Raw genomic sequence first — 25000 nt, 5'->3', positions numbered from 1 at the left:
GGAGACAATCTCCCTGTTCCAAAGGGAAGCGGGGAGCTTTATGGATGGCGGGTCTTTCTTACAGCAGAAGAGTGATCCCTCCATGGTCGATATTGCAATGATCGAAGCCGCCCGCGTTCGTCTCGGCGGCCGCGCCCGGCGCACGCCGCTTCTCTCCTCGCCTTTCCTCGACGAGATCGCCGGACGCCGACTGTTCGTGAAGGCGGAATGCCTGCAGCATTCCGGATCCTTCAAGTTTCGCGGCGGCTGGTCGGCGGTATCTGCACTGGAGCCATCGGTGCGCGCCAGGGGCGTCATCGCCTTCTCGTCCGGCAACCATGCCCAGGGTGTGGCGCTGGCCGCACGGCTGCACGGCATTCCCGCCGTCATCGTCATGCCGACGGATGCTCCCAGGCTGAAGATCGCCAATACCCGTGCCTTCGGCGCCGAGGTCGTGCTCTATGATCGGATCAAGGAAGACCGGGACGAAATCGGCGCACGCCTCTCCAAGGAGCGCGGCCTGACGTTGATCAAGCCCTTCGACGAACCGCAGGTCATCGCCGGCCAGGGAACGACCGGTCTCGAAATCGCCGAGCAGGCCGCCGAGGAAGGCATCGAGGTCGCGAGCGTGCTCGTCCCTTGCGGCGGCGGCGGTTTGACGTCGGGTATCGCTCTGGCACTCGAATCCCGCGCGCCAAGCTTCAAGGTCCGCCCCTGCGAACCGGAGAATTTCGATGATACCACCCGCTCGCTGGCATCGGGCAAGATCGAGCGCAACGCCGCGCTGCAAGGCTCGATCTGCGACGCCATCATCACGCCGCAGCCGGGCAATATCACCTTTCCGATCCTGAAGCGCCTCTGCGGCGCCGGCCTTGTCGTCACGGACGAAGAAGCGCAAAAGGCCATGGCGCTTGCTTTCACCCGCCTGAAGATCGTCGTGGAGCCAGGCGGCGCCGTCGCGCTGGCCGCTGCCCTCTTCCATGGCAAGGATATCGACGGCGATGTCGTAATCGCCGTCACCTCGGGCGGCAATGTCGATACCGAGGTGTTCGAGGCGGCTCTCAGCCGGCGCTAAACCCTCAATTTACAGCACGGCGATAAAGCGCCAGCGAACCGGCCAAAGCCAGAAGCGCGCCGCCACAGGCGCGCTCGAGCCACTTCGCTCCCTCCGACTTCAGCACCCGTACGGCCTGCGAGCCGAAAACTGCATAGCCGAACATGATCGCGAAATCGAGCGCGGCGAAGATGGCGCCAAGGATCATATACTGCTGCATCTGTGGCGCAGCAGGATCGATGAATTGCGGCAGGAAGGCCGAGAAGAACAGATAGCCCTTGGGATTGGTCACCGCGACCATGAAGCTCTTCATGCCGATCGCAAAGGCCGTTCCTCTCGGCTGGTTTGCACTTGCCTGCAAGGTCCCGTCGATCGTCCCCTTCGAGCGAAGCATCATGATGCCGAGAAAGGCGAGATAGGCCGCGCCGACCCATTTCAGGGTTGAAAACCAAAACTCCGAGGCCGCAAGCAATGCACCGAGGCCTACGGCGACGGCGCTGATGAGAACCGCGTCGGAAAGAACAGCACCGACCATGCCCGGCAAGGCGCGTCGCACCCCAAACCGGGTGCCGTTCGTCAGCGCCAGAAGCACGGTCGGGCCTGGCGTCGCGATACCGATGAAGGAGACGGCGGCGAAGGCTAGCAGCGTGGTGAGATGCATGATCTCCTCCTCTTTAAGAGGGGAAGGTTGCATGTAGTGCGGCCCTTATCAAGGGGGTGCTTGAAAGAGACTTTCAGTCTGCCGCGCCTGCAACTGCACGCTCCACAAACTCGGCTACCGACGGCGGTAGCCTTCAGCTCGTTAACTACTCCACCAATCCCGCATCCTTGGCAGCCAGCGCGCCGATCGCCGACCAGTCGAGCTCCTCGCCGCCATGGGCAAGCAAGGTCAGGAACCGGTCGCGCAGCAGGCTCGCAAGCGGCAACGGCACATTCAGCGCCTCGCCAGCGGCCAATGCCAGCCGGATATCCTTCTGGCCGAGCGGCGCGGTGAAGCCGGCGGGCTTGAACTTGCGGTCGGCGATCAGCCCGCCATAGGTCTTGTAGACAGGCGCGTTAAACAGCGTCGACGTCAGCAGATCGAGATAGGCATGCCTGTCGACGCCACCCTTCTCGACCAGCGCCATGGCCTCCCCAAGCGACTCGATGACCGAGGCGATGAGGAAATTGCCGCTGAGCTTGACGAGATTGGCAGCCTTCGGCTCTTCGCCAAGAACGAAGGTGCGCTGGCCGATGGCCTCGAAAAGCGGCGTGACCACCTCTATGGCATCGGGTGAGCCGGCGGCGGTAACAAACAATTTCGCCGCGGCTGCAGCTTCCGGCCTGCCGAAAACCGGCGCGGCAACAAAGCGCTGACCGGCAGCGGCATGTTCTTTCGTCAGCCGCTCGGACATGCCGACGCTGATCGTGCTTGCGGAGATATGGACGGCTCCCTTGCCCAGGTTCGCCAACACGCCACCATCGCCATGAACGACGGCCGAGAGCGCATCGTCGTGGGCAAGCATCGTAAAGACGGCTTCTCCGCCACAGGCATCCGCGACCGTCGCAGCGACCTTCGCGCCTTCGCCGGCCAAAGCCTCGGCCTTGTCCCGCGAGCGGTTATAAACCGTCACCTCATGGCCAGCCGTCAAAAGATTGGCTGCCATGGCGCTGCCCATCTGCCCTAATCCGATAAATCCGACTTTCATTGGCATATCTCCTTATCAATCCGCCTGCCTTGGGGTGATTGCAGGCAATTTGGCTTCAAGAAAAAACCCGCCGTCTTGCGACAGCGGGTTTCGGATGTTTCAGGTGCTGCCGTGATCGGATGCCGGCGATCACACGCCGGACTGGCCGTCCGAACCGATATAGGCAATGCGCAGCATGTTGGTGGCGCCGGGCGTGCCGAGCGGCACGCCGGCCGAAATAATGATGCGGTCGCCAGGCTTGCCGAAGCCTTCTTCGGCAACGATGCGGCAGGCATTGTTGACCATATCGTCGAGATCGGTCGCGTCATGGGTGACGACGCAGTGCATGCCCCAGACCACGGAGAGGCGGCGGGCAGTCTGGATGATCGGCGACAGCGCCAGAATCGGAACCTGCGGGCGCTCGCGCGAGGCGCGCAAACCGGTGGTGCCGGACGACGTGTAACAGACGATGGCGGCGAGCTTCAGCGTTTCGGCGATCTGGCGGGCGGCGAGCGAGATCGCATCGGCGCCGGTCGCTTCCGGCTGGGCGCGCTGGGCGTAGATGATACCCGGATAATGCGGTTCGCGCTCGATGGTGCGGGCGATGGAGGCCATCGTCGTCACGGCTTCGACAGGATAATCGCCGGATGCGGATTCGGCCGAGAGCATGACGGCATCGGCACCTTCGAAGACGGCCGTTGCAACGTCGGATACTTCGGCGCGGGTCGGAACCGGCGAGGAGATCATGGATTCCAGCATCTGCGTCGCGACGACGACGGGTTTGCCGGAGCGGCGGCAGGCGCGGATCAGCTGCTTCTGGATGCCCGGAACGGCTTCGAGCGGCATTTCGACGCCAAGGTCGCCGCGTGCCACCATCAGTGCGTCCGAAAGCTCGATGATTTCCTCGATGCGCTCGACAGCCTGCGGCTTTTCGATCTTCGACATCAGGCCGACGCGGCCATGCGAGATCTTGCGCACTTCCGTCAGGTCTTCCGGGCGTTGGATGAACGACAAGGCAACCCAGTCGACTTCGTTGGTGGCGAGAACAGCGTCGAGGTCGATACGGTCCTTCTCGGTCAGAGCGCCGACGCCAAGCAGCGTATCGGGCAGGCTGACGCCCTTGCGGTCGGAAATCTTCGTGCCGGAAATGACGGTCGTGACGATGCTCTTGCCGTCGCATTTTTCAGCGCGCAGCGCCAGCTTGCCGTCGTCGATCAGCAGGCGATGGCCGGGCTGGACCGATTCCAGGATTTCCGGGTGTGGAAGGAATACGCGAGTGTTGTCACCGGGCGTATCCTGATTGTCGAGCGTGAAGGTCTGGCCGGGCGTGAGGTCGACCTTGCCATCAGCAAACTTGCCGACGCGTAGCTTGGGACCCTGCAAGTCAGCGAGAATGCCGATCGGACGGCCGCAACGGCTCTCTACGGCGCGAATGCGCTGGATCAGCATGCGCATCACGTCATGGCTCGCATGGCTCATGTTGATACGGAATAGATCTGCGCCTGCCTCATGAAGCTTCTGGATCATCTCCTCGGAAGAAGAGGCCGGACCGAGCGTGGCGAGGATTTTGACTTTTCGGTTGCGTCTCATCAGTTCTGGCTTTCTTGGCTGCCCGGGGGCTCGGAGAGCTGAACCATCCAGCTCGCCTGGCGTCCCGTGTCGTATTCCTTGAATCCCATCTTCTGGTAGCCACGAGCGTAGCAGTCCTTCACACCTGGGATTTTAAATTCATTTTCCGCTACGCACATTTCGACGTCGCCAACCCAGCGACCGCCGCGAGCCGCGTCTTCTGCGTAGAGGTAATAATAGCGGGATTGAAGCGGTCCTTCGACCAAGGTGGCGCAGGTGGTTGCCGGAACCTGCCACCATCCCTCGGTCACCCAGCCCTCCTTCGCGCGATAACCGATCGCCACACCGACGAGATTCTGCGTACCGTTACAAACGCGGAAGTCTGCATGAGCCGCACTCGGCATAAAGAAAAACGGCGCGGCGACGGCGAGGATGAGAAACGCGATTCGGGCGAGCGGCCCTGACCGCTTAACGAAACGTGGCGCTACTTGGCTGGACACGGCTTCCAATTGGCTCCCGGTTATTCGTTGTTGCGTCTTCTTGCGCCGCCATCCCATGAATGTCAACGCAACTCTAATCGATTATATTTTCTTCACGGGATGGTGACGGCACCCTGCGCCCTCTTCATCCGATCGAAGCCGCGAACCTTGCACCTTCCATCCGCGCATGCAATCAAACAAAGAGTTGAAAATATAATAAACGACAATCTTCATGACCGATTTCAAGTCTTTTGAATTCATATCCGGCAATCGTGACAAAGGCATGGTCATTCTCGGCGATCATGCCATGCGGCATCTGCCCGCGCGCTATGGCCGCCTGGGATTGCCGGAAACCGCGTTTTCCCGACACATAGCCTATGACATCGGCATCGAGGGTCTTTGCCGTCATCTCTGTCGCAGGCTGGACGTACCGGGCGTACTCGGCGGCTTTTCCCGCCTGCTGATCGATCCGAACCGCGGTGAGGACGACCCGACCCTGATCATGAAAATCTCCGACGGCGCGATCATTCCAGGCAATCATCCGATCACGGATGAAGAATGGAACTACCGCATCGAGGCTTTCCATCGGCCCTATCACCGCGCCGTCGACGAGACGATCGCGTCGGTGGCCGAGGCGACCGGCAAGGCACCGCTGGTGCTGTCGATGCATTCCTTCACACCCGCCTGGAAGGGTGTCGCGAGACCCTGGCATGCGAGCGTGCTCTGGGACAGCGACGATCGCGCCGTCACCCCGCTTCTTGCAAAGCTCGGCGCCGATACCAATCTCGTTATTGGCGACAACGAACCCTACGACGGCGCATTGCGGAACGATACCATGTTCCGCCATTGCATGATGACCGGTATTCCGCATGCTTTGCTGGAGGTCCGCCAGGATCTGATCGGCGATGAGGCCGGTATCGTCGAATGGGCGGATCGGCTGTCACCGATCTTTGCCGAGATGAATGCCGATCCGGCGCTGCACGAATACAAGCGATATCAGTCGCGCACTGGTCCTTACGAGGCATGACGCAGCGGGCGAATCGAGGAGAAAAGAGATGAGCGCACTCACCAAGGAACAGCAGACGGAACTCGAAGCCGCCGCCTTCCGCCACCTCGTGGCGCACTTGCGCGAACGCAGCGACGTTCAGAATATCGACCTGATGAACCTCGCCGGCTTCTGCCGCAATTGCCTCTCCAACTGGTACCGCGAAGCGGCCGAGGAAGCGGGCCTTCCCGTCAGCAAGGACGAGTCGCGCGAGATGGTCTACGGCATGCCTTATGAGGACTGGAAAAAGCTGCATCAAAACGAAGCCTCGGCTGTGCAAAAATCAGCTTTTGAGCAGAACAAGCCGAAAGAATAACGCCGCTTTGGCCAAGACGGCTTGACCTTCAGCTCCATTCGCGGCAGTTCAACTGCCCTATCGAATTCGAAATCCCGCGCAAGCCCTGAAGCGAAGTGCCCTATCGGTGACCTACCGATCCCATTCGCGACCGGCTTCGAGCGACCCTTTAGGACCCTTTAGGAGAAGTGCATGGAAGAGAACAGCGTCGAGAACGTGGCCGCGGCGGAACTGCGTCAATTCATCGAACGGATCGAACGCCTGGAAGAAGAAAAGGCCGCGATCGGCTCGGACATCAAGGATGTGATGGGCGAAGCCAAGGGACGCGGCTACGACACCAAGGCGATCCGCACCATCATCCGCCTTCGCAAGAAGGACGCGAACGAGCGGCTGGAGGAAGAATCGATCCTGCAGACCTACATGGCCGCACTCGGCATGGAATGATCAGGGCTGGTTTCAGCCTGGTGATATGATTTTGGAGCCGGCTTGCCGGCTCCAATGCTTTTTAGGCATACAGATCGCGAAATACGGCATCACTGCGCAAAAAGACGGTCGATCAGCGCGGCAGTGCTTCCCTGCCAAAGATCGCCCTTGCCGGTTCCGGCCCAGAGGGACAGGAAGTCGGCCGATCCTTTCGCCGTCGATGCGCCCCGAATATCCCGCGTGAACTTGTTCTGCGCCGGAAAGGGGAGAATGGCTGCGCCCTTCGTCTCCATTTCATTCATGAAGCGATTTTCAAGGCCGCGGGCAAAACGACCGGAAAAGGCGCGTGTCGTCCGCGTCCTGCGCTCCGATGTTTCCAGAAGTCGGGCGCGATAGGGCGCCGATGTTCCGGCTTCCATGCAGGTAAGGAAGGCGGTGCCCATCTGCACCGCTTGCGCCCCCGCCTGCAGGGCCACGCGGATATCGCCCGCCGTCATGATGCCGCCGGCTGCGATCAGCGGCACGCGGATCTTTCCAACGCTTTGTGCCAGAAGGTCGCGAAGCCCGATTTCTGGGTCCGGGGCATGGGCATCGAATATGCCCCGATGTCCACCGGCCTCGAAGCCCTGCAGCGTGATCGCGTCGACGCCGCTGTCTTCGAGCGCCCTCGCCTCCGCGAGCGTCGTCGCAGTGCCAATCAGCGGAATCCCGGCCTTCCTTGCCTCCCGGACATGATCGGCAGATAGCAATCCGAAGACGAAGCTGAAACATGCAGGCTTTACCCGCAGCACGGCTTCGAACTGCGCGTCGAAATCCTCTTCGTAAGGGGCGCTAAGCTGCGGCGCAGGCAGCTCCAGCTCCGCGCGATAGTGCGCCGTCGCAGCTGCCGCTCGCTCGACCTGATCCGCGCCGACTTCGGGTATTGAATGAGGAATGAACAGGTTGATGGCGAACGGTTTGTCGGTTTGATGGCGCACCTGGGCGGCAAATGCCTCGATGGCTGCCGCGTTGTAATAAGCGCCTCCCATGGCCCCAAGCGCGCCCGCAGCGGAAGCGGCCGCGACGAGTTCCGGCGACGAAGGACCGCCCGCCATCGGCGCGACGATCAGCGGATGCTTCAATCCGAGTTTGTGAAAAAGATTGCTGTCCACAGGAGCAGACATGTCCGTCTTCCTTTCAGCTATGCCCGTTTGAGTCTCAATCCAACATAGGCATCGCGCGGCGGTTTGTTAGGAGCGGCCAAGTACCGCGATGCGGGCCTCGAACACGGACATCATATCGAGCCGGCCGTTGCCGAGCTCGACACTTGCCACCACAGCCGCGCCTGCTGCCCGCAGCGGATCGGCCGCCGCCGGCGAGCGGTTCCACACGGCGAGCCTCGTCCCGGCCCCTGCAAGATTGAGTGCCATCGGCTGGCCCATGACGCCGAGACCGACAAAGCCGCTCCCCTCGCCTCGCTCGGCGCCGGGATGTTCGCTTGCGTTGGTCACCGTAGCGACTCCGATGTTTCGGGGCCTATGCGGTCTCACATGTCAGGGCTCGGCGGAATTCCTTCTCCCGCCGAGTATCGATCCAGGGCCTGCTCAGAGCTCGGCACGGATCATGCGGCTACTCCGGCAGCTCAGAACAGCCGGTCCAGCCACTCATGCTTGTCAGGCGCCCGACCGAACTGGATGTCCGTCAGTGCCGCCTTCAGGCGCAGCGTTACAGGGCCGGCATTGCCGTCGCCGATGGTGAAGCCGTGACTGCGGCCCTTCAGCTTGCCGATCGGCGTCACCACCGCTGCCGTACCGCAGGCAAAGGCTTCGCGCAGGCGCCCGCTCTCGGCATCCGCCTGCCATTGATCGATGGCATAAGGCTCCTCGCGAACGGTCAGGCCCATGTCGCGACCGAGCTTGATCAGCGAGTCGCGCGTAATGCCCGGCAGGATCGTGCCGGTCAGCGGCGGCGTCTGCAGCGAACCATCGTCGAAGACGAAGAAGATGTTCATGCCGCCGAGCTCTTCGATCCAGCGCTTTTCGACAGCATCGAGGAAGACGACCTGCTCGCACCCTTCACGCTGGCCTTCGGCGAGCGCGGAAAGGCTTGCGGCGTAGTTGCCGCCGCACTTGGCAGCACCGGTGCCGCCAGGGGCCGCACGGGTGAAATTCTCGGAAAGCCAAAGCGTGACAGCCGACGCGCCGCCCTTGAAATAAGAGGCGACCGGGGAGGCAATGACGCAATAGAGATAGTCGGTCGCGGGCCTTGTGCCGAGCGCGGCCTCCGAGCCGATCATGAATGGCCGGAGATAGAGCGACGCGCCCTCGGCGGTCGGGATCCAGTCACGATCGATCTTGACCAGCTCACGCACGGATTCGACGAACAGATCCTCGGGCAAGGTCGGCATGGCCAGCCGCTCGGCCGAATTGTGGAAACGTCGCGCGTTGGCGCTGGGGCGGAAAAGTGCCGCTCCGCCATCGGGCAGATGGTAGGCCTTCATGCCTTCGAAGATTTCCTGCGCATAGTGAAGCACCACGGTCGCGGGATCGAGAGCCAGCGCCTTGCGCGGCTCGATCTTGGCGCTGTGCCAACCGCGATCCTGCGAATAGCGGATCGTCGCCATGTGATCGGTGAATATGCGTCCAAAGCCCGGATTCTGCAGCAGGATCTCCCGCTCGCTAGCCGTTGCTGGGCTTGGATTTTTCTGAATGTCGAACGTTAATGCGTCGCCGTTACTCATGGCTCCTCCAATGCTTCATTTGTCGCGACTTTCGCCGCCCATCTCCCGAGAGAAAACCTAAACCAAATCGGGTGGTATTTGATTGCGTTTACGCCTGTTGCCGCGCAAGTTTAAGAGCGCTTCGCATAAATTTGCGAGACGAATCGTTATTTTTCGCTCCGAAGCACCTTACCCCTTCTATCAAGCGGGGATCACAATGCTTTCGCGACCGCTTCGGCCGCGACAACCCCACTTTCATAGGCGCCGTGCGCGGTCGAATATCGCGTCCGCGAGCAGGCCTCCCCGGCAAAGAACAGACGATCGTTGCAGGGCGCGGCCAGAACGCCGCGCAGATCCGAAGCACCGGGTGTCGCATAGGAATAGGAACCGCCGACAAAGGGTTCGCTCGCCCAGGCTGACATGACGAGAGGCGATAGTTTGGCACCGACATCCGCGCCGAAAACGCGCTTCAACTGCTCCACCGAGAAGGCGAAGGCGGCTTCCATGCCCTCTCGTTCGAGATCAAGCGCGAGATCGGCGGCAAAATAGGCTTCGATGACGGGCGCGCCGAACGGCCTCAACTGATAAGCACCCGTGCGCCGGCTCTCCCGCGACCCCATGACATGTGTATCCTCGGGAAACATCTCTGGTTCGGACACATGAATGAAAAGCTTGTCCGCCAATCCGAGAGGCAGGCGCGAGGCCGCTTCGATCTTCTCCGGAAGCGGCGGCCAGAAATCGATCTGCTCGGCGGCCAGGACATTGGTGGAGACAGCCACGATAGCAGCCCTCGCCTTCAGCTCGCCCTTGCCCGTCGAAAGCACGACATGGCCAGCGCCGCTGTGGTCGATACGGCTGACTTCTACGCCGAGAATGGTCGGCACTGGTAGGCCATAGGTGGCCACAAGCGTGCCGTAGCCCTGCCGCACGCGCCAATCGGGGCCGGGGCCGGGATCGTAGCGTCCGAGATCGATCACCGAAGACTTGGGCAGTTCCGCCCCGGTCATAAACGCGCCGACCGCATAAAGCCGCTCGATCCACGGATCATCAGGCGCGAGCATGGTCGAGAGATCCGCGTCGGCAACGCCTTTATAGGCATCGACCCGTTCGAAGAATTCGGCAACGGCCTCTGCCGCTGCCTTCACTCCGGGCTCCTTGCCTTCCAGCTGCCGGCTGCCATCACTCCAGGGTGCCGGCGTGCGATCGACCGTCAGGCCGATCTCCTCGGTAATCTTTGTCCAGGGATTGGTACGCGCGCCGTGCAGCCAGCCGCAGCCGAGATCGAGCCCTGCTCCTTCAGCGCCGAAGGGATGGATCGTTCGCGCGCGACCGCCGACACGATCGGAGGCTTCGAGCAGCACGATCGAAAGGTCGGGGCGAAGCGATTGCAGCCGCCGGGCAGCTCCCACGCCGGCGGCGCCTGCGCCGATAATGGCAACGTCGACATCGCCACCCCGCCAGGATTCGATGGGCATTCCATTTCCTTTTCGCACAATCACCAGAAGGCGAACCGGCTGCAGAACGATGCACGACGCAGAGCCCCGCCCGTTAGTCGGCTCAGACTTTCCAACCAATCTGTAGCTGACCTTCGCGCGGCATGTAAACGGGCACTGCAGCAGCCATACCAAATTGCCGCATTGAGCTGCGGCGGCGAATGTCGTAGGTGCTTTGGAAAATGATGGGGAGAACCGTGCGGAAGCGAAGCTTTGGGACAACGCAATGGCTGGTGCGCATTCTTTGCGCCGTCGCATTGCTGTCCGTCGGCTTCGCCCATCGTCCGGCTGCTTCCAGCACCGCGGAACCGAGCCCCGTCGAGCTTGCCCAATACCGCCTGCCTGATGGTACCCTGCCCGTCCTCTGCGTCACCGAAAAGACGCCTGACGGCAAGGAGCATAGCAAGGCCTATATGCCGGGATGCGAGGCATGCCGCATTTCCGCCGCCGCCCTGCTTCCCACGCCGCCGACCGATATCTGCGAACATCTCGCCTTCGTCAGAGAAGATGTCGTTGTCCCCAGAAACGAGGCGTTCCGCCGGCAACTCTATCCGCCGAATAGCGGCCCACGCGCTCCCCCTGCTCTCCAAGCCCTTGCCTGAGCCTGCGTTGCGGCCAATGCTGTAACGCTTGTCGTCAACGGCGGCCGAACCACGCACGAGAGCTGCTCGTGCCGGCTGCGGGTGAGATGTCCCCTTGCAGATGTCCCGAAACACGACGGATCTCTTCATTGTCCGCTCCGCAAGCGACATCGGCGCAGGCCACCGCTCCCGCAGACAGGCATCCTTCTCGAAAGGGATCATTCCGTGCCGCCGGATCTTCGGAGAGTTCCTCATGTCTGCCTTCACCGCGGCCGAGCCCGCCGCAACCACATCGGACCATATCTCGCTCTATCGAGCGATCTGGCGCTGGCATTTCTTCGCCGGTCTGCTCGTCGTTCCCTTCCTGCTCAACCTGGCGATCACCGGGTCCATCTATCTCTTCAAGGATCAGATCGCCGACACCTTCTATGCCCATCGCAACATCGTTGCCGATACAGGCCCGATGCTGCCGCCGCAAAAGATCGTCGATGCGGCGCTGGCCGCAATGCCGGGCGCCACGGCGACATCCTATCGCGAAGCTGCGGCGGGAGATCGCTCCGCCTTGGTGACTGTATCGAAAGGCGGTCAATCGACGCTCGTCTACGTCAATCCGCACAACGGCGGCGTGCTCGGCTCGGTCGGCTCGAAAGAGGAATTCAGCTGGGTCGTCAAACGCATCCATAGCCTCGAATATTTCGGGACATGGACCAACCGCATCATCGAAATCGTCGGTGGCTTCGCGCTGATCCTCGTCGTGACGGGCATCTATCTCTGGTGGCCGCGTCGCCAGACAGGCGGCGTCCTCACGGTTCGCGGCACGCCGTCCCGCCGCGTCTTCTGGCGCGATCTCCATGCCGTCACCGGCGCGATCGCCGGCATCGTCATCTTCTTCCTCGCCTTCAGCGGCATGCCCTGGTCGGGCTACTGGGGTGCCAATGTCAATGCGTGGCTGACGTCTAACGATCTCGGCTATCCCGCGTCCCTCTGGGACGACGTGCCAAAATCGACGAAGGTTACGCAGGATGTGGTCAACCGCCCCGGCTGGATTGTCGAGAATGCCCCCGTGCCGCTCTCCGGCGTGGCAGCGGCGTCAAAGTCCATCGGGCTGGACAAGGCTGTGGAGATCGCCCGGGGACTGGGCATAGCTCCTGGCTTCAGCATGGCCTTGCCCTCCGACGAAACCGGCGTCTTCACCGCCTCGATCTTCCCCAAAGATCTTTCGAAGGAACGTACCGTTCATATCGACCAATATTCCGGCAAGCCGCTGGTCGATCTTTCCTTCGATCAATATCCGGCGCTCGGCAAGGCAATCGAATGGGGCATCAACGTCCATCAGGGACAGGAATGGGGCCTCTTCAACCAGCTGCTCATGCTGGCGACCTGCATTGCCATTGTTCTCAGCTGTGTGACCGCAGTCGTGATGTGGTGGAAACGCCGGCCCGCCGGTCGTCTCGGCGTACCGCCCATGCCGCCCCAGAGGTCCGTCTACATCGGACTGTGGCTGATCGCGATCGCCTTCGGCGCCGCCTTTCCGCTGACGGGTCTCGCCGTCGTCGCCATGCTGCTGGCCGATCAGACCGTCATCCGCTTTGTGCCGCCGCTGAAACGCTTTTTCTCATGAAAGGCTGCGCGGCAGGGCCTGCCGCGTGACAGCATTCAAATCCCGGGAGGAAACCGATCATGACTCGATTTACCAGCCATTTCGTCGCCGCCAGCCTCTGCCTTGCCGCTCCCGGATTGGCTTTCGCCTCGGAGGTAACGCTTGGAAATCTCAAGATCGCCGCTGCCTATGTGCGAGCCATGGTGCCGGGCGCCGAGGTCGGCGGCGGCTACGTGAGCATCACCAATTCCGGCAGAACCGACGACCGGCTGATCGCAGCCAGCTCGTCGAGAGCTGTCAAAATCGAGGTCCATGAGATGAAGATGGACAAAGACGTCATGGTCATGCGCCAGCTTGCCGGCGGTCTGCCGCTGCCCGCCGGCAAGACCGTCGACCTGAAGCCCGGCAGCTATCACCTCATGTTCATGGATGTCATCGATCCGTTCAAACAGGGCGAGACGATCAGAGCGAGATTGACCTTCGAAAAAGCCGGCTCCATCGATGTCGATTTCCCTGTGGGTTCGGCGGTCGCCAGCAAGGCGGACAACGGAGGCGAGCATGCCAACGCAGCTGAATGAACGGCGTGGCGGCAGCCGCGCCTCTCTTCGCGCCAAAGAGGAAAAGGCGATGTTCACGAAGGAATGGTCGGTCCCCGCGATCCTGACGGTCTTCCTGCTGAGCGTCTGCGGCTTGATCGCCTACTTCACGTGGAGCCTGATGCCACCGGCAAAGGCGGCTGAGGACCATATCGGCGCCTCCTTCAACCTCATCGACGACCGGAGCCAGCCCGTTACCGCACAGGCGCTCAAGGGCCATCCATCGCTCATCTACTTCGGCTACACCCATTGCCCGGACGTCTGCCCGACCACCCTGTTCGAGATGGCCGGCTGGCTGAAGACGCTCGGCCCGGAAGCCGACAAGCTGAAAGCCTATTTCTTCTCCGTGGATCCTGAGCGCGACACGCCGGAGGTCATGCACAAATACACCGGCAATTTCACCGATCGCATCATCGGCGTCACCGGCAACCCGACGGAAATGCAGAAAGCCATCAAGGACTGGCGCATCTATGCCAAGAAGGTGCCTTCGCCCGATGGCGACTACACGATGGATCACACTGCCTCGGTCCTCCTCGTCGATGCCGACGGCAGTCTGCGCAGCCTGATTGCCTACGGAGAGGACAAGGACGTCGCTCTGCAAAAGATCCGCAACCTTCTGAAATGAACGGCCGCAAGCCGCTCCGCACATTCCCCTAGGCCGCAATCCGAACGGGATATTCCCAGGCGACATCAGCCGCCGCCAAAACCTGCCGCGGTCCCTCTGCGGCGCCTCAACGCAAAAGGAAGACCGACATGCACCGGATGAAGAAGCTTCTCCTCATTGCGGCCACGACCAGCATCGCTCTCGCAGGCCAGGCCTTCGCGCACGCCCATCTCAAGTCCTCCGTTCCCGCCGCTGACAGCTCCGTCAAGCAGGCACCTTCGGAACTCGACCTCACCTTCAGCGAAGGCTTGAACCTGAAGTTCAGCGGCGTGACCGTGACCGGCCCGGACAAGACGGCCGTCAAGACCGGCGCTGCCACGCTGATGGATGGCGACGCGACGCTGATGGTGCCGGTGAGCGACAAGCTTTCCTCCGGCAAATACACCGTGCAATGGCACGCGCTGTCGACGGATGGTCACAAGACCAACGGCAGCTACAGCTTCACCATAACGCCGTGATCCATTGTCTCCGGAGCGATTTGACAGCTCGCTCCGGGGACGAAAGCCAGACACGGCAAATGGACATGATAGACGTTGCCAACTATCCGAACACGCATTTCCTGACGAAATGCAGCCAGCTGTCGTTACGCCGAACGGTCACCCGCGGCAGGCCGAACGGATCGTCGCTCGGACGCGCCCTGGCGCGCCGCGTCGTGGTCGCCGCATTATAGCCCGCCTCATAGGTCAGCACCCGATCAAGCGGCGTCTCATCGCCATAGGGAAAGCAGAAGGACGAGACGCCCTCGTCAAGCAGATCCTCAAGCAAACCGCGCGAATGCGAAATCTGGCGACGCGCCTCCTCCATCGGCAATTGCGGGAGATGGACGTGGTCAAGCGTGTGCGAGCCTACTTCGTGCCCGAGACTGCTCCACCGGCGCAGTTGCTCAACCGACATGCAAGGGGCGGGCGCCACGCCAAGCGGCGCGTCCCAGGTATTACCGCCGCCGATCTGGTTCACGACCACGAAATTCGTGGCAGTGAAGCCGAACTCCTGCAGCACCGGCAGGGCATTCTCATAGACGTTCAGGTAGCTGTCATCGAAGGTGATTGCGGCAACCTTGCCGGCCTTCGCTCCCGTGATGTAAGGCAGCGCCTCACGCAGCGACAATCCCTGAATTCCAAGCCTTTTCAGCCATTCCATCTGGCGATGGAAAGCTTCCGGATGGACGACCATGCTTCTGAACGGCGCCTTGCGCGAAGGCGGCACCGCAATCTGATGATAAGCGAGGATTGGAACGGCCAAGTTTGATCTTCTCAGATGGAGCGGCGCGAACGCAGCGCAATTCTTGCACGATATAGCGGCCGCAGCACCTCCCTGGAAAGCCTCTCCATCAACGTCTTGCGGCTCTTGATGGTGCTTCCGCCAAGCTGCGAGGATATCTCATGCACACCACCAGGCAAAACCGCAAGCGGCGATATCTGCGTGAACCAGCTCATCTGCACGGTCGTATCGACCGGCCGGTCGAAATGGGTGGTAGCGCTGAGCAGACGAATAGCCGCATCACGGCTCACAAGCTGCGCCACCATGCCCAGACCGATACGATCGGGCTGGATGACGCTGGTCTGGCCCTGGCTCAGAATGCACTTGCCATGTTCCTTGCCCATCCGGAAAGGGAAGCGGACGAACGCACGCGGCTTGAGACAGGCCTTGGCGGCTGCAAAGGCGGCATGAAAGGAGTCATCGATGTCCACATCGTCTTCGAAGATCAGGCCGGCATCGATGCCCTGCTCGACAATGGCAGTCCATGCCTTCCGATGCGACAGGAAGCATGCGATCTCGCCGATGCTCAGGGCAAAGGGATAATACGGCTTGTGCAGTCGCCGACGATATACCCGCTCTATCTCGGCGTCGGTCAAGGCGCTACCGTCGACCGCCTCTATGATTTCGCTCGGAACCGGAAGCTTCGCCGCGAGCCTTTCGACCTGTGGCATGCGGTCGCGAGCGCGATCAAGATGGATGATGAAGCCGCGGATGACCGGTTGGTTCGACTCGTCCAGGATGGCGCCAACCGGATTGGAAACGTGATCGAAGTCGAATCCCGCATGAGATCTTTCGAGCGGCATCGCCGAAGACGGGCTGAATTCGTGAGTTTGCATAAGAGATACCTCGGTGTCGTCTGTCACGAGGCTGTAGCAATCGTGAATGAGCGCGGGCTTAGGCAAACCTGAGGCCAAACTGAAAACTATTATTTTCAATCATTTGCATGGTGAAGGCGCCGCTAGACGAGCAGGCTCACACGGCCGCTTGCGATCCTGTCTTCGACCCAGCTGCGTTCGTTGAGCCAGGCATGGCGTTTCCATCCCTCCCAGCTGAATCCGCACAGTTTCACGTCCCATTCGCGGGCGGGCAACAGCGAAAGAACATATCGGATGCCAAAGAAGCCGGTGCTGGGGAAAACCTCGCACATCCTGCGTTCCGGCACGCCGAGCTCCGAGCAGCCGTCGATGTAGAACTGGGGTGGCATTACCCGAATCTCCTTGCCGGCGGCGCCGACCAATTCGATCGTTCGCATCGTCCAGTCGCTGCGCCTGCCCTTCAGGCGCGAGAGGAAATTAGGCTTTGGGTGATATTTGCGGATGATCTCGGGATGATAGGCAAGCACGACCTCTTTCGCGGCCTTGAATGTGGCGCTTGCCAGAAAATTCGGATCGGTCAGTCGACGCTGCATCGGCTTGCTCGAGGCCGCAAGCATGAGAATATCCGTGCGCGAGCCGCTCATGCCGATAGACGCCTTGGGCTCGTTGAAGCGCATTGCAAATTGCGCACTGTCCACAATCTCAGACAGGTCGCGAGTAAGCTCGCCATTGCCGACGATGATTGCCGTCTTTCGGTTCAATTGTGAATATCCAGCCCTTTTCAGCCTGTCGGCCTAACCTCGCCGAATGACGCGAAACTGAGCAGTGGATGACGCGGGAATGAATAAACTCTGACACGAACCTGAAAATCGACGTACTGTCACCCGCGGGCAACAGCGGCGTTGACTGCAGCTATCTCATCGATAGGTCGGCGCGGGATTGCCCAGCCGATGCCTTGCGTATCGACGGTCCTCGATCTGATGTCATGCTTGAGATGGAATGGAAGCCGAACAGGCTTCCAAGATCGCTGAGCGGAGAGACCTTCGCCTACTCGACCGAGTTGAACTTCTTCACCTGAAGGAAGTTCACAGCCGAACCGCTGAAGCGTTCCGGATCGATGGAAGCCGTCTGCACCTTGAAGCCATCGGTATAGACAGCCGTCGGCTGGGCGCGAAGGGTCGGGCTCACGAAACGCGGCGCCTTGACCGGGCGGTTGATGATTTCGACGCGGGCCTTGGCAATCGCCCACTGGGAAATCATCTTCTCGGTCAGCTTCGGTTCAGTCGTCACCGTGGCCCGGCCGGCATCAGCTTCGGCTGCGTCCTGCTTGTTCGGACGGCCTCCCTTGGCCGCGATACCGACGGCAATCGCGCGCTCCTGCGGCACCGGTTCGAAGCTGTCATTGAAGCGACGGCTGCTGGCCTTGACCTCATTCTGGATCGGCGCCAGCGCGGCCACCTGCATCGGCATACGTTGCGCCGGCCGCTGCTGCGGCAGAACCGCCGCGATCGCCTGCATGGCATCATTGCCGGCAGCCATACCATTCGCAGGGGCAACCTGATCCTTGGATGCAACATTGTTAAGCGGTGCACTCACCGGGACCGCAGCACTCGGATCCGGCCGATCGGGGCGGCTCTGCTCAAGAGCTGCGATGACGGACGGAGAGAGCGTACCCGCATCTGCCTGATCGTCAATCGCTTCCTGATCGGCATCCGCAGAGGCCAACAGGCTTTCGGCAACTTCGGGGCGCTCTGCCGGGACAGGGACGGCGGCGACCTGGCCGCTCATACCGGCGTCGACGGAGGCCGCCTCGGCATCGCCAGGGACGCGGCGGTCAAGCAAGGACGGCACGGGCACGCGATAGGAACGAAGATCGGCATATTGCTGCGACTGATCGTCCGCAGTCGGCATGGCCGCCGCAAGCGCATCCTGAGCGGCGTTATGCGACGACGACGATACGAGAGCGGAAGCAACGTCGCTGCCAGCAGGCTGATTGCCGAAGGCCGGGCGAACCTGCGGAACCGGTGCGTTTATGCTGGCAACCTGAACCTGGGCGGGCGCAGGGGCCGCGCTATCGTCACCCTCGTCGGCCGCGGCCGGAGCCGGCTGGCTCTTTCCGGAAACCGAAGCAACAGCCACCGGCGCCGCGCCCTCATCTGCATTGTCCTCCGCCTCATCCGCACCGCCGCCGCCAAAGAGACGGGCGAAGAAACCACGGCGAGACGACGAGGAACTGGCGATCTGGATATCGGACGACATGCGGCGCTTATAATCGGCAACGGCCTCCTGATAGCCCGGCAACGGCCGACCATCAGCAGGGATATGCATGGTCTTGCCATCCGGGAACAGGCGAACGAGATCCTGGCGATCCATGCGCGGCCATGCGCGCACGCCGCCGACGTCCATGTGCACGAAGGGCGAACCCGAGGTCGGATAGTAACCGACGCCGCCCTCCTGGAGCTTCATGCCGAGCTCGCGCAGCTTGGTGAGCTTGACGTCCGGAATATAGAAATCCATCGCGTTGCCGAGCATATGCTGGCTCTTCTTGGCAACGCCCGTATGGGCCGATCGCGTGCGCAGCATCTCGTTGGTGCCCGGCGAACGGAATCCGCAGACGACGTAGATGAATTCGTGCGAACCGCTTTCGCGGTAGACTTCCCAGATCAGGTCGAACAGGCGCGGATTCATCTTGGTCGGCTGGTTCTTACGCCAGTCGCGCAGGATACGGTTCAGCTTTTCCAGACCGTCCGGATCGAACTTGCCGTTGCGCTTGTAGGTGATGACGGCCTTTTCGCCGGTATGGACGTAATAGATCTTCAGGCTGCGGGTTTCGCCCCCTGCCTGGGAAGGAGTCCCGACGAAAACAGGCGTGGAAACAGCCAAAGCAAGGAGGCCAACGGCTACTACCTTGGCCACCTTGCTAAATAGATCAGAGCACGCAGAATGCCAGCTCAAGCTATTGCGCTTGGTATTTCCACTCAGATTCGGCAATTCGATCCCCGTCCGACAGACAATGTCGCATCGTGTTCCAAATGGCTGTCAATTGCGGTGACACGATGGCAAAAATGCCACACATGGTCGCCCTCTTCATACATGGTGAACGATGCACTAACAAGTGCTTTACGACGGGTAACAAAATATGCTTGCCTAAATGTTAAGTCAGTGCTCATGCAGCGTTTTTTTGCGGATCATCCGGATCGATCCCGTAATCCTTCAACTTCCGGTAGAGAGTTGAGCGCCCGATTCCGAGTTTTCTTGCTACCTGACTCATCTGGCCCCGATAGAATTTGAGGGCAAATCGGATCAGCTCCTCTTCGACATCCGCCAGTTTTCTGACGTCTCCGGATATGTTGGTACTGACGATGACGTTGTCTGAAGCAGTGGCGGACTCATCCACCGCAGGAAGCGGTAAGGTTGCAGTTGTATCCGGTGAAAAGGGGCGCACGCCGCGCTCGCCTCTCTCGCCAACGGCCTCCATCTGCGAATTATCCACAACTAAGGTTGGATGCTCGGCGGCAAAATAACCGGGCAGTTGAGCGGCGATCTGCGGGAAGTCCGTATCCTGCAGCTCCGATCCTTCGGCTAGGACGACGGCGCGGAAGACGGCGTTTTCGAGCTGGCGGATGTTGCCCGGCCAGTCATAGGCCGTCAGCAGAGCGAGCGCGCTGTTGCTGATCGAAAGCGGATAGTCGAGCTTCTGTTCGAGCGCAAAGCGATCGGCGAATGCGCGCGCGAGATGCGGAATATCCTCCTTGCGACGACGCAGGGCCGGCATGGTGATCGGGAAGACGTTGAGGCGATAATAGAGATCCTCGCGGAAGCGCCCGGCCTTGACCTCTTCGATCAGATCCTTGTTGGTGGCGGAGATCAACCGGACATTGACTTTCTGCGCGACGCGCGCGCCGACCGTCTCGATTTCCCCCTGCTGCACGGCGCGCAGCAGCTTGACCTGGACTTCCAGCGGCAGGTCGCCGATCTCGTCGAGGAACAGCGTGCCGCCGTCCGCTTCCATGAACTTGCCGACATGGCGCTCGGCCGCGCCCGTGAACGCGCCCTTTTCATGCCCGAAAAGGATGCTCTCGACCAGATTGTGCGGGATGGCGCCGCAATTGACCGTTATGAACGGCTTGCCGGCACGATCGCTGGCGGCCTGGATGGCACGCGCCACGAGCTCCTTGCCAACCCCGGACTCGCCTTCCAGCACGACTGGAATGTTCGATTGCGATGCACGATGCGCAAGATCGATCACCCGCATCATCGCAGGACTTGCCGAGACGATGTCGTCGAACGTGATCGCGCTCGAGCGGGACCTGCGCCCGGCGCGGGCCTTCGCCTCGCGCTGATCGAGCTTCAGGGCATTGACGATCGAAGCCGAGATGCGCTCGGGAGACACGGGCTTTACGACGAAATCGAAAGCGCCGGCCCGCATGGCCTGCACCACGGTGTCGATACCGCCCTGTCCCGTCTGCACGATGACGGGCAGGTCGATACCCATGTCGTTCAGCGCGCCCAGAAACTCGATGCCGTTCATTTCGGGCATCATGAGATCGAGCACGATCACATTGATCTGATCGCTATTGCGCTTCAGAACCTCGAGGCCAAGGCGGCCATTCTCAGCCAGATGAGCAACGTGTCCGTGTCGCTCGATGGCATTCTTCAGCAGACGACGTTGAATCGGATCATCCTCAACAACGAGAACCTGCGCGCCCCCCTTGGCGCTATTATAAACGGTCATTGGTGCCTCACTTCATGCGAAACCTGACGCGAACATTCGCAGAAAGGCTTGAACATGAAGTTTTGCCAAACCATCGCATTTTAATCATTATGACGAATGTACTATCGCCTATGGTTCAACCGTCAGTGCGGGGAAATCAGGCTTGCAGCGTGCTTTCCAGCCGAATAGACACGAACGAACCGGATGTTCCGCAATAAAATGCAGAGGAAATATCGCCCATGAGCCCGACCGCGCTCCATCAATCCCTTAATTTTTCGGCGAGCCAGGCCGCCGCCGGCAGCGCGCTCGGAGACCTGCCCGCCTGGAAGCTCAGCGATCTCTACCCTTCCGCCACGTCGACCGCCTTCACCGGCGACATGGAAAAGGCCGGCAAGATGGCGGTCGCCTTCGAAGAGAAATGGAAGGGCAAGCTTACGGATGCCGCCAGCAAGACCGGCGATGCCGGCATCGGAGCTGCTCTGAAGGAGTATGAGGCGCTTGATGATATCATGGGCCGGCTCGGCTCATTTGCCGGCCTTACCTATTTCTCCAACACCAGCGATCCCGCCAACGGCAAGCTCTATGGCGATGTGCAGACGCGGCTGACGGACTACGCCGCCCATCTCCTGTTCTTCCCGCTGGAACTGAACCGCATCGATGACGCGGCGATGGACGCCTGCATGGCGAACGACCCGACCGCCGGCCACTATCGCCCCTGGATCGTCGACCTGCGCAAGGACAAGCCTCATCAGCTCGAAGACAGGCTGGAGCAGCTGTTCCTGGAGAAGTCCATGACCAGCGCCGCTGCCTTCAACCGGCTGTTCGACGAGACGATGGCGGAGCTGCGCTTCGAGATCGACGGCGAGAAGCAGCCGCTCGAAGTCGCGCTGAACATGCTGCAGGAGCAGGATCCGGAAGCGCGCCGCAAGGCGGCCATGGCGCTTGCCGAGACCTTCAAGGCCAACCTGCGCACCTTCACGCTGATCACCAACACGCTCGCCAAGGACAAGGAAATTTCCGACCGCTGGCGGGGATTCGAGGATATCGCCGACAGCAGGCATCTGGCCAACCGCGTCGAACGCGAAGTGGTGGATGCGCTGGCGGCGGCCGTGCATGAGGCCTATCCGCGCCTTTCGCATCGCTATTACAAGATGAAGGCCAAGTGGCTCGGCATGGAGCAGATGAATTTCTGGGACCGCAACGCACCGCTGCCGGAAACGCCCAACGCTCTGATCCCCTGGAGTGAGGCGAAGGAGACCGTTCTTTCCGCCTACGGCAAATTCGCCCCCGAAATGGCCGCTATCGCCAAGCGCTTCTTCGATGAGGAATGGATCGACGCGCCGGTACGCCCAGGCAAGGCGCCCGGCGCCTTCGCCCATCCAACCGTGCCGTCGGCGCACCCCTACGTGCTCGTCAACTATATGGGCAAGCCGCGCGATGTCATGACGCTGGCGCATGAGCTCGGCCACGGCGTGCATCAGGTGCTGGCGGGCGGCCAGGGCGCGTTGATGTGCCAGACGCCGCTGACGCTGGCGGAAACCGCCTCCGTCTTCGGCGAGATGCTGACCTTCCGCGCCCTGCTCGACAAGACCACAGACAAGCGCGAGCGCAAGGCGATGCTCGCCCAGAAGGTCGAGGATATGATCAACACGGTCGTGCGCCAGATCGCCTTCTACGAATTCGAGCGCAAGGTGCATACCGCCCGCAAGAATGGCGAGCTGACCGCCGAGGACATCGGCGAGCTGTGGCTCTCCATCCAGTCGGAAAGCTTAGGGCCGGCGATCAGGATATCCGAGGGCTACGAGACTTACTGGGCCTATATCCCTCACTTCATTCATTCGCCCTTCTATGTCTATGCCTATGCCTTCGGCGATTGCCTGGTGAATTCGCTCTATGCCGTCTATAGCAATGCCGAAAAGGGCTTCCAGGAGAAGTATTTCGAGCTGCTGAAGGCCGGCGGCACCAAGCATCATTCCGAACTCTTGAAGCCTTTCGGCCTCGACGCCACCGATCCGTCGTTCTGGAGCAAGGGACTGTCGATGATCGAAGGGCTGATCGACGAGCTGGAAGCGCTAGATAAGAACTGAAACTCCGCCTGCTCGCAGGAGCAGCAGGCCAGGCAGGTCTGCCATCGCCGTATCCTCGCGCATGGCCCCTCACCCCGACCCTCTCCCCGCCGATGCGGGGAGAGGGCTAGGGTAAGGAGCCGGGCGTCTGGTGCGGCACGCACAACCCAGCCTGACAATCGACATAACGAGAGCCCGATAGAAACCCGCCCAATGGCCGATGCCCGACCCTACGTCCTCTTCAGGGACGACAGCACAGGACAGGTGATGGTCTTTGCCGAACCGGCCGAGATCATCACGGCCCGGACGCGCGCGGAATTCTTCCGCGCGCTCGATCGGATGGAAAGGGTCAGGCAACAGGGAAAATGGCTGGCGGGATATATCGCCTATGAAGCCGGCCATCTCTTCGAGGAAAAGCTGGCACCTTTTGCCGAAGAAAACCGCGAGACGCCGCTGCTCTGCTTCGGCGTCTTCGAGGCTCCCGCAGCCGGCGACCATCCTCTAGGCCAGCCGACGCAGCGCCTGGAAAACCAGGAGTTTTTGACCGATCCGAAGGCCGCCTGGGATTTCCCTATATATAAAGAGAGATTCGACAGGCTGCACCGGCATATCCGCCTGGGCGACTGCTATCAGGCGAACCTGACCATGCCGATCCATGCCCGCTGGAACGGCGACGCCAGGGCCGCCTTCTGGTCGCTGATCGAACGACAGCCGGTGAAATATGGCGCGCTCGTCGATCTCGGCGGACCGATCATCCTGTCGCGCTCCCCGGAGCTTTTCTTCCGGACCGACGAAGAGGGCTGGATCGAGACGCATCCGATGAAGGGCACCGCGAAACGCGGCGCCAACGCGGCAGAAGATGCCGAGATCATCAGCGCCATGCTTGCCGACGAGAAGACGCAGGCCGAAAACCGCATGATCGTCGATCTGCTGCGCAACGATATCTCTCGCATCACCGAAGTCGGCACGCTCGATGTGCCCAGGCTCTTCGAAATCGAGACCTATCCGACCGTGCACCAGATGGTCAGCCATGTGCAGGCCAAGCTGCTCCCCGGCATGTCAATCCGCGACATTCTGACCGCACTCTTCCCCTGCGGTTCGATCACCGGCGCGCCGAAAATGCGGGCGATGGAAATCCTGCACGAGCTCGAGGACGGCCCGCGCGATGCCTATTGCGGCGCCATCGGCATGATCTCGCCGACGGGCGCCATGCGCTTTTCGGTGGCGATCCGCACGATCACGCTTTTCGAAGACGGCCGGGCGGTGTTCAATGTCGGCGGAGGTATCGTCTTCGATTCGACAGCGGAAGCGGAATATGAAGAATGCCTCCTGAAGGCGCGTTTCGCCGTGGGGGACCGATGGATCGACCGCTAGAGGACTTTTCCCTGATCGAGACGCTGCGTTACGAACCGGATGCCGGTTTCATCCGCCTGCGTCTGCACCTCGCCCGGCTGCAACGCTCCGCGCGCCGTCTCGGCTTTTCCGCTCCCAAGAGCGTACTCAGCAAACTCGAAGATGCCGTTGCCGGTGCATCCGCGCCCTTGCGGGTGCGACTGACGCTGGATCGCGAGGGGCAGGCGGCGGTAACGACAGCCGCCTTCGCGTCGTTGCCTCCCGAGACGATCTGGCGCGTCCGCATCGCCGTGACGCGGCTCGATTCCACCGACAAGCTGCTGCGCGTCAAAACCACCCGCCGCTCCGTCTATGAGGCCGCACGCGCCGAATATGGGCCCGACGAGGCCGACGAGGTCTTGCTGCTGAATGAGAAGGGCGAGGTTTGCGAGGGGACCATCACCTCCGTCTTCCTCGAGGATGGCCCGGACGCGTTGCGCACGCCGCCTATATCCTCAGGCCTGCTTGCCGGCGTCTTACGCACCGAGCTCATCTGCCAGCACAAGGCCCGTATCGGCCGCATCCGGCCCGAGGACCTGCAAGACCGCACGCTTTATGTCGGAAACTCCCTGCGCGGCCTGATCCGCGCGCAACTTATATGGAATTGATG

25 protein-coding genes are annotated in these 25000 nt (G+C 61.3%); 12 read left to right on the top strand and 13 right to left on the bottom strand.

The genetic code is table 11. The features are described from left to right. Positions 1 to 82: 82 nt before the first annotated feature. Positions 83 to 1054: a threonine/serine dehydratase gene (locus FHT28_RS01195; RefSeq protein ID WP_037196595.1), complete on the top strand. Its 972-nt coding sequence runs from the start codon at positions 83 to 85 to the stop codon at positions 1052 to 1054. 4 nt (positions 1055 to 1058) lie between these two features. Here the strand turns inward: FHT28_RS01195 and FHT28_RS01190 are convergent, their stop codons facing one another. From FHT28_RS01190 to FHT28_RS01175, 4 genes are all read right to left on the bottom strand, one after another. Further along, positions 1059 to 1694: a LysE family translocator gene (locus FHT28_RS01190; RefSeq protein ID WP_037196421.1), complete on the bottom strand. Its 636-nt coding sequence runs from the start codon at positions 1692 to 1694 to the stop codon at positions 1059 to 1061. Between the two features lie 145 nt (positions 1695 to 1839). Further along, positions 1840 to 2721, bottom strand: coding sequence for an NAD(P)-dependent oxidoreductase (locus FHT28_RS01185; RefSeq protein WP_092573446.1), 882 nt, complete (start codon positions 2719 to 2721; stop codon positions 1840 to 1842). A 129-nt stretch (positions 2722 to 2850) separates the two neighbouring features. After that, positions 2851 to 4290 carry a pyruvate kinase gene (gene pyk / locus FHT28_RS01180; RefSeq protein ID WP_047638960.1) on the bottom strand — a complete coding sequence of 480 codons (1440 nt, stop codon included), beginning with the start codon at positions 4288 to 4290 and terminating at the stop codon, positions 2851 to 2853. Further along, complete coding sequence (locus FHT28_RS01175) at positions 4290 to 4778, bottom strand: DUF1036 domain-containing protein (RefSeq protein WP_037196594.1); 489 nt, start codon at positions 4776 to 4778, stop codon at positions 4290 to 4292. The genes pyk and FHT28_RS01175 overlap by 1 nt, the downstream gene beginning before the upstream one ends. A 202-nt stretch (positions 4779 to 4980) precedes the next feature. Here FHT28_RS01175 and FHT28_RS01170 point away from each other — a divergent pair, with 202 nt between their 5' ends. From FHT28_RS01170 to FHT28_RS01160, 3 genes are all read left to right on the top strand, one after another. Next, the gene (locus tag FHT28_RS01170) at positions 4981 to 5775 is read left to right on the top strand and encodes an N-formylglutamate amidohydrolase (RefSeq protein WP_047638961.1); all 795 of its coding nucleotides are present in this window, start codon (positions 4981 to 4983) and stop codon (positions 5773 to 5775) included. 28 nt (positions 5776 to 5803) lie between these two features. Then, entirely contained in the window at positions 5804 to 6109 is a 306-nt protein-coding gene (locus FHT28_RS01165) for a DUF1244 domain-containing protein (RefSeq protein ID WP_037196416.1), read from the top strand. A gap of 171 nt (positions 6110 to 6280) precedes the next feature. Beyond that, positions 6281 to 6532 (top strand): DUF2312 domain-containing protein, encoded by a 252-nt coding sequence (locus FHT28_RS01160; RefSeq protein WP_015341059.1) that lies wholly within the window; start codon positions 6281 to 6283, stop codon positions 6530 to 6532. Positions 6533 to 6621: 89 nt separating this feature from the next. Here the strand turns inward: FHT28_RS01160 and FHT28_RS01155 are convergent, their stop codons facing one another. The 4 genes from FHT28_RS01155 to FHT28_RS01140 all read right to left on the bottom strand — a co-directional run bounded on the left by FHT28_RS01155 (position 6622) and on the right by FHT28_RS01140 (position 10684). Then, positions 6622 to 7674, bottom strand: a complete 1053-nt coding sequence (locus FHT28_RS01155; protein WP_168595377.1) for a nitronate monooxygenase — start codon at positions 7672 to 7674, stop codon at positions 6622 to 6624. 66 nt (positions 7675 to 7740) lie between these two features. Beyond that, positions 7741 to 8001 (bottom strand): NAD(P)-binding domain-containing protein, encoded by a 261-nt coding sequence (locus tag FHT28_RS36785; protein WP_348644965.1) that lies wholly within the window; start codon positions 7999 to 8001, stop codon positions 7741 to 7743. A gap of 131 nt (positions 8002 to 8132) precedes the next feature. Next, positions 8133 to 9230, bottom strand: a complete 1098-nt coding sequence (locus FHT28_RS01145; protein WP_168595376.1) for a branched-chain amino acid aminotransferase — start codon at positions 9228 to 9230, stop codon at positions 8133 to 8135. A gap of 191 nt (positions 9231 to 9421) precedes the next feature. Continuing rightward, entirely contained in the window at positions 9422 to 10684 is a 1263-nt protein-coding gene (locus tag FHT28_RS01140) for an NAD(P)/FAD-dependent oxidoreductase (protein ID WP_168595375.1), read from the bottom strand. Between the two features lie 203 nt (positions 10685 to 10887). Between FHT28_RS01140 and FHT28_RS01135 the strand changes: the two genes are divergently transcribed. From FHT28_RS01135 to copC, 5 genes are all read left to right on the top strand, one after another. After that, a complete protein-coding gene (locus tag FHT28_RS01135) occupies positions 10888 to 11304 on the top strand; it encodes a hypothetical protein (protein ID WP_080760478.1) in 417 nt (138 codons plus the stop codon). A gap of 232 nt (positions 11305 to 11536) precedes the next feature. Beyond that, positions 11537 to 12904, top strand: coding sequence for a PepSY domain-containing protein (locus FHT28_RS01130; protein WP_168595374.1), 1368 nt, complete (start codon positions 11537 to 11539; stop codon positions 12902 to 12904). A 59-nt stretch (positions 12905 to 12963) separates the two neighbouring features. Continuing rightward, a complete protein-coding gene (locus FHT28_RS01125) occupies positions 12964 to 13461 on the top strand; it encodes a copper chaperone PCu(A)C (RefSeq protein WP_168595373.1) in 498 nt (165 codons plus the stop codon). Positions 13462 to 13510: 49 nt separating this feature from the next. Further along, the gene (locus FHT28_RS01120; RefSeq protein ID WP_168595594.1) at positions 13511 to 14104 is read left to right on the top strand and encodes an SCO family protein; all 594 of its coding nucleotides are present in this window, start codon (positions 13511 to 13513) and stop codon (positions 14102 to 14104) included. A 128-nt stretch (positions 14105 to 14232) separates the two neighbouring features. Beyond that, the gene (copC, locus tag FHT28_RS01115; protein WP_168595372.1) at positions 14233 to 14601 is read left to right on the top strand and encodes a copper homeostasis periplasmic binding protein CopC; all 369 of its coding nucleotides are present in this window, start codon (positions 14233 to 14235) and stop codon (positions 14599 to 14601) included. A gap of 82 nt (positions 14602 to 14683) precedes the next feature. Here the strand turns inward: copC and FHT28_RS01110 are convergent, their stop codons facing one another. The 5 genes from FHT28_RS01110 to FHT28_RS01090 all read right to left on the bottom strand — a co-directional run bounded on the left by FHT28_RS01110 (position 14684) and on the right by FHT28_RS01090 (position 20953). Further along, the gene (locus FHT28_RS01110; RefSeq protein ID WP_168595371.1) at positions 14684 to 15385 is read right to left on the bottom strand and encodes a polysaccharide deacetylase family protein; all 702 of its coding nucleotides are present in this window, start codon (positions 15383 to 15385) and stop codon (positions 14684 to 14686) included. Positions 15386 to 15396: 11 nt separating this feature from the next. After that, entirely contained in the window at positions 15397 to 16239 is an 843-nt protein-coding gene (locus tag FHT28_RS01105; protein WP_168595370.1) for a glycosyltransferase family 25 protein, read from the bottom strand. Positions 16240 to 16361: 122 nt separating this feature from the next. Continuing rightward, a complete protein-coding gene (locus tag FHT28_RS01100; protein ID WP_052211981.1) occupies positions 16362 to 16979 on the bottom strand; it encodes a hypothetical protein in 618 nt (205 codons plus the stop codon). A 286-nt stretch (positions 16980 to 17265) separates the two neighbouring features. Then, on the bottom strand, positions 17266 to 19209 hold the full coding sequence (locus FHT28_RS01095) for a DUF882 domain-containing protein (RefSeq protein ID WP_168595369.1): 1944 nt from the start codon (positions 19207 to 19209) through the stop codon (positions 17266 to 17268). Positions 19210 to 19384: 175 nt separating this feature from the next. Then, complete coding sequence (locus tag FHT28_RS01090; protein ID WP_168595368.1) at positions 19385 to 20953, bottom strand: sigma-54 dependent transcriptional regulator; 1569 nt, start codon at positions 20951 to 20953, stop codon at positions 19385 to 19387. 218 nt (positions 20954 to 21171) lie between these two features. Here FHT28_RS01090 and FHT28_RS01085 point away from each other — a divergent pair, with 218 nt between their 5' ends. The 3 genes from FHT28_RS01085 to FHT28_RS01075 all read left to right on the top strand — a co-directional run bounded on the left by FHT28_RS01085 (position 21172) and on the right by FHT28_RS01075 (position 24998). Continuing rightward, the gene (locus FHT28_RS01085; RefSeq protein ID WP_168595367.1) at positions 21172 to 23019 is read left to right on the top strand and encodes a M3 family oligoendopeptidase; all 1848 of its coding nucleotides are present in this window, start codon (positions 21172 to 21174) and stop codon (positions 23017 to 23019) included. A gap of 192 nt (positions 23020 to 23211) precedes the next feature. Then, positions 23212 to 24372: an aminodeoxychorismate synthase component I gene (locus FHT28_RS01080; RefSeq protein ID WP_168595366.1), complete on the top strand. Its 1161-nt coding sequence runs from the start codon at positions 23212 to 23214 to the stop codon at positions 24370 to 24372. Further along, on the top strand, positions 24357 to 24998 hold the full coding sequence (locus tag FHT28_RS01075) for an aminotransferase class IV family protein (protein ID WP_168595365.1): 642 nt from the start codon (positions 24357 to 24359) through the stop codon (positions 24996 to 24998). Before FHT28_RS01080 ends, FHT28_RS01075 begins: the two co-directional genes overlap by 16 nt. Positions 24999 to 25000: the final 2 nt, after the last annotated feature.

The organism is Rhizobium sp. SG570, from assembly GCF_012275345.1.
Lineage (GTDB): Bacteria > Pseudomonadota > Alphaproteobacteria > Rhizobiales > Rhizobiaceae > Rhizobium > Rhizobium lusitanum.
Note: the sequence above shows the minus strand (reverse complement) of the source record. Positions and strands in the feature narration are given on the sequence as shown.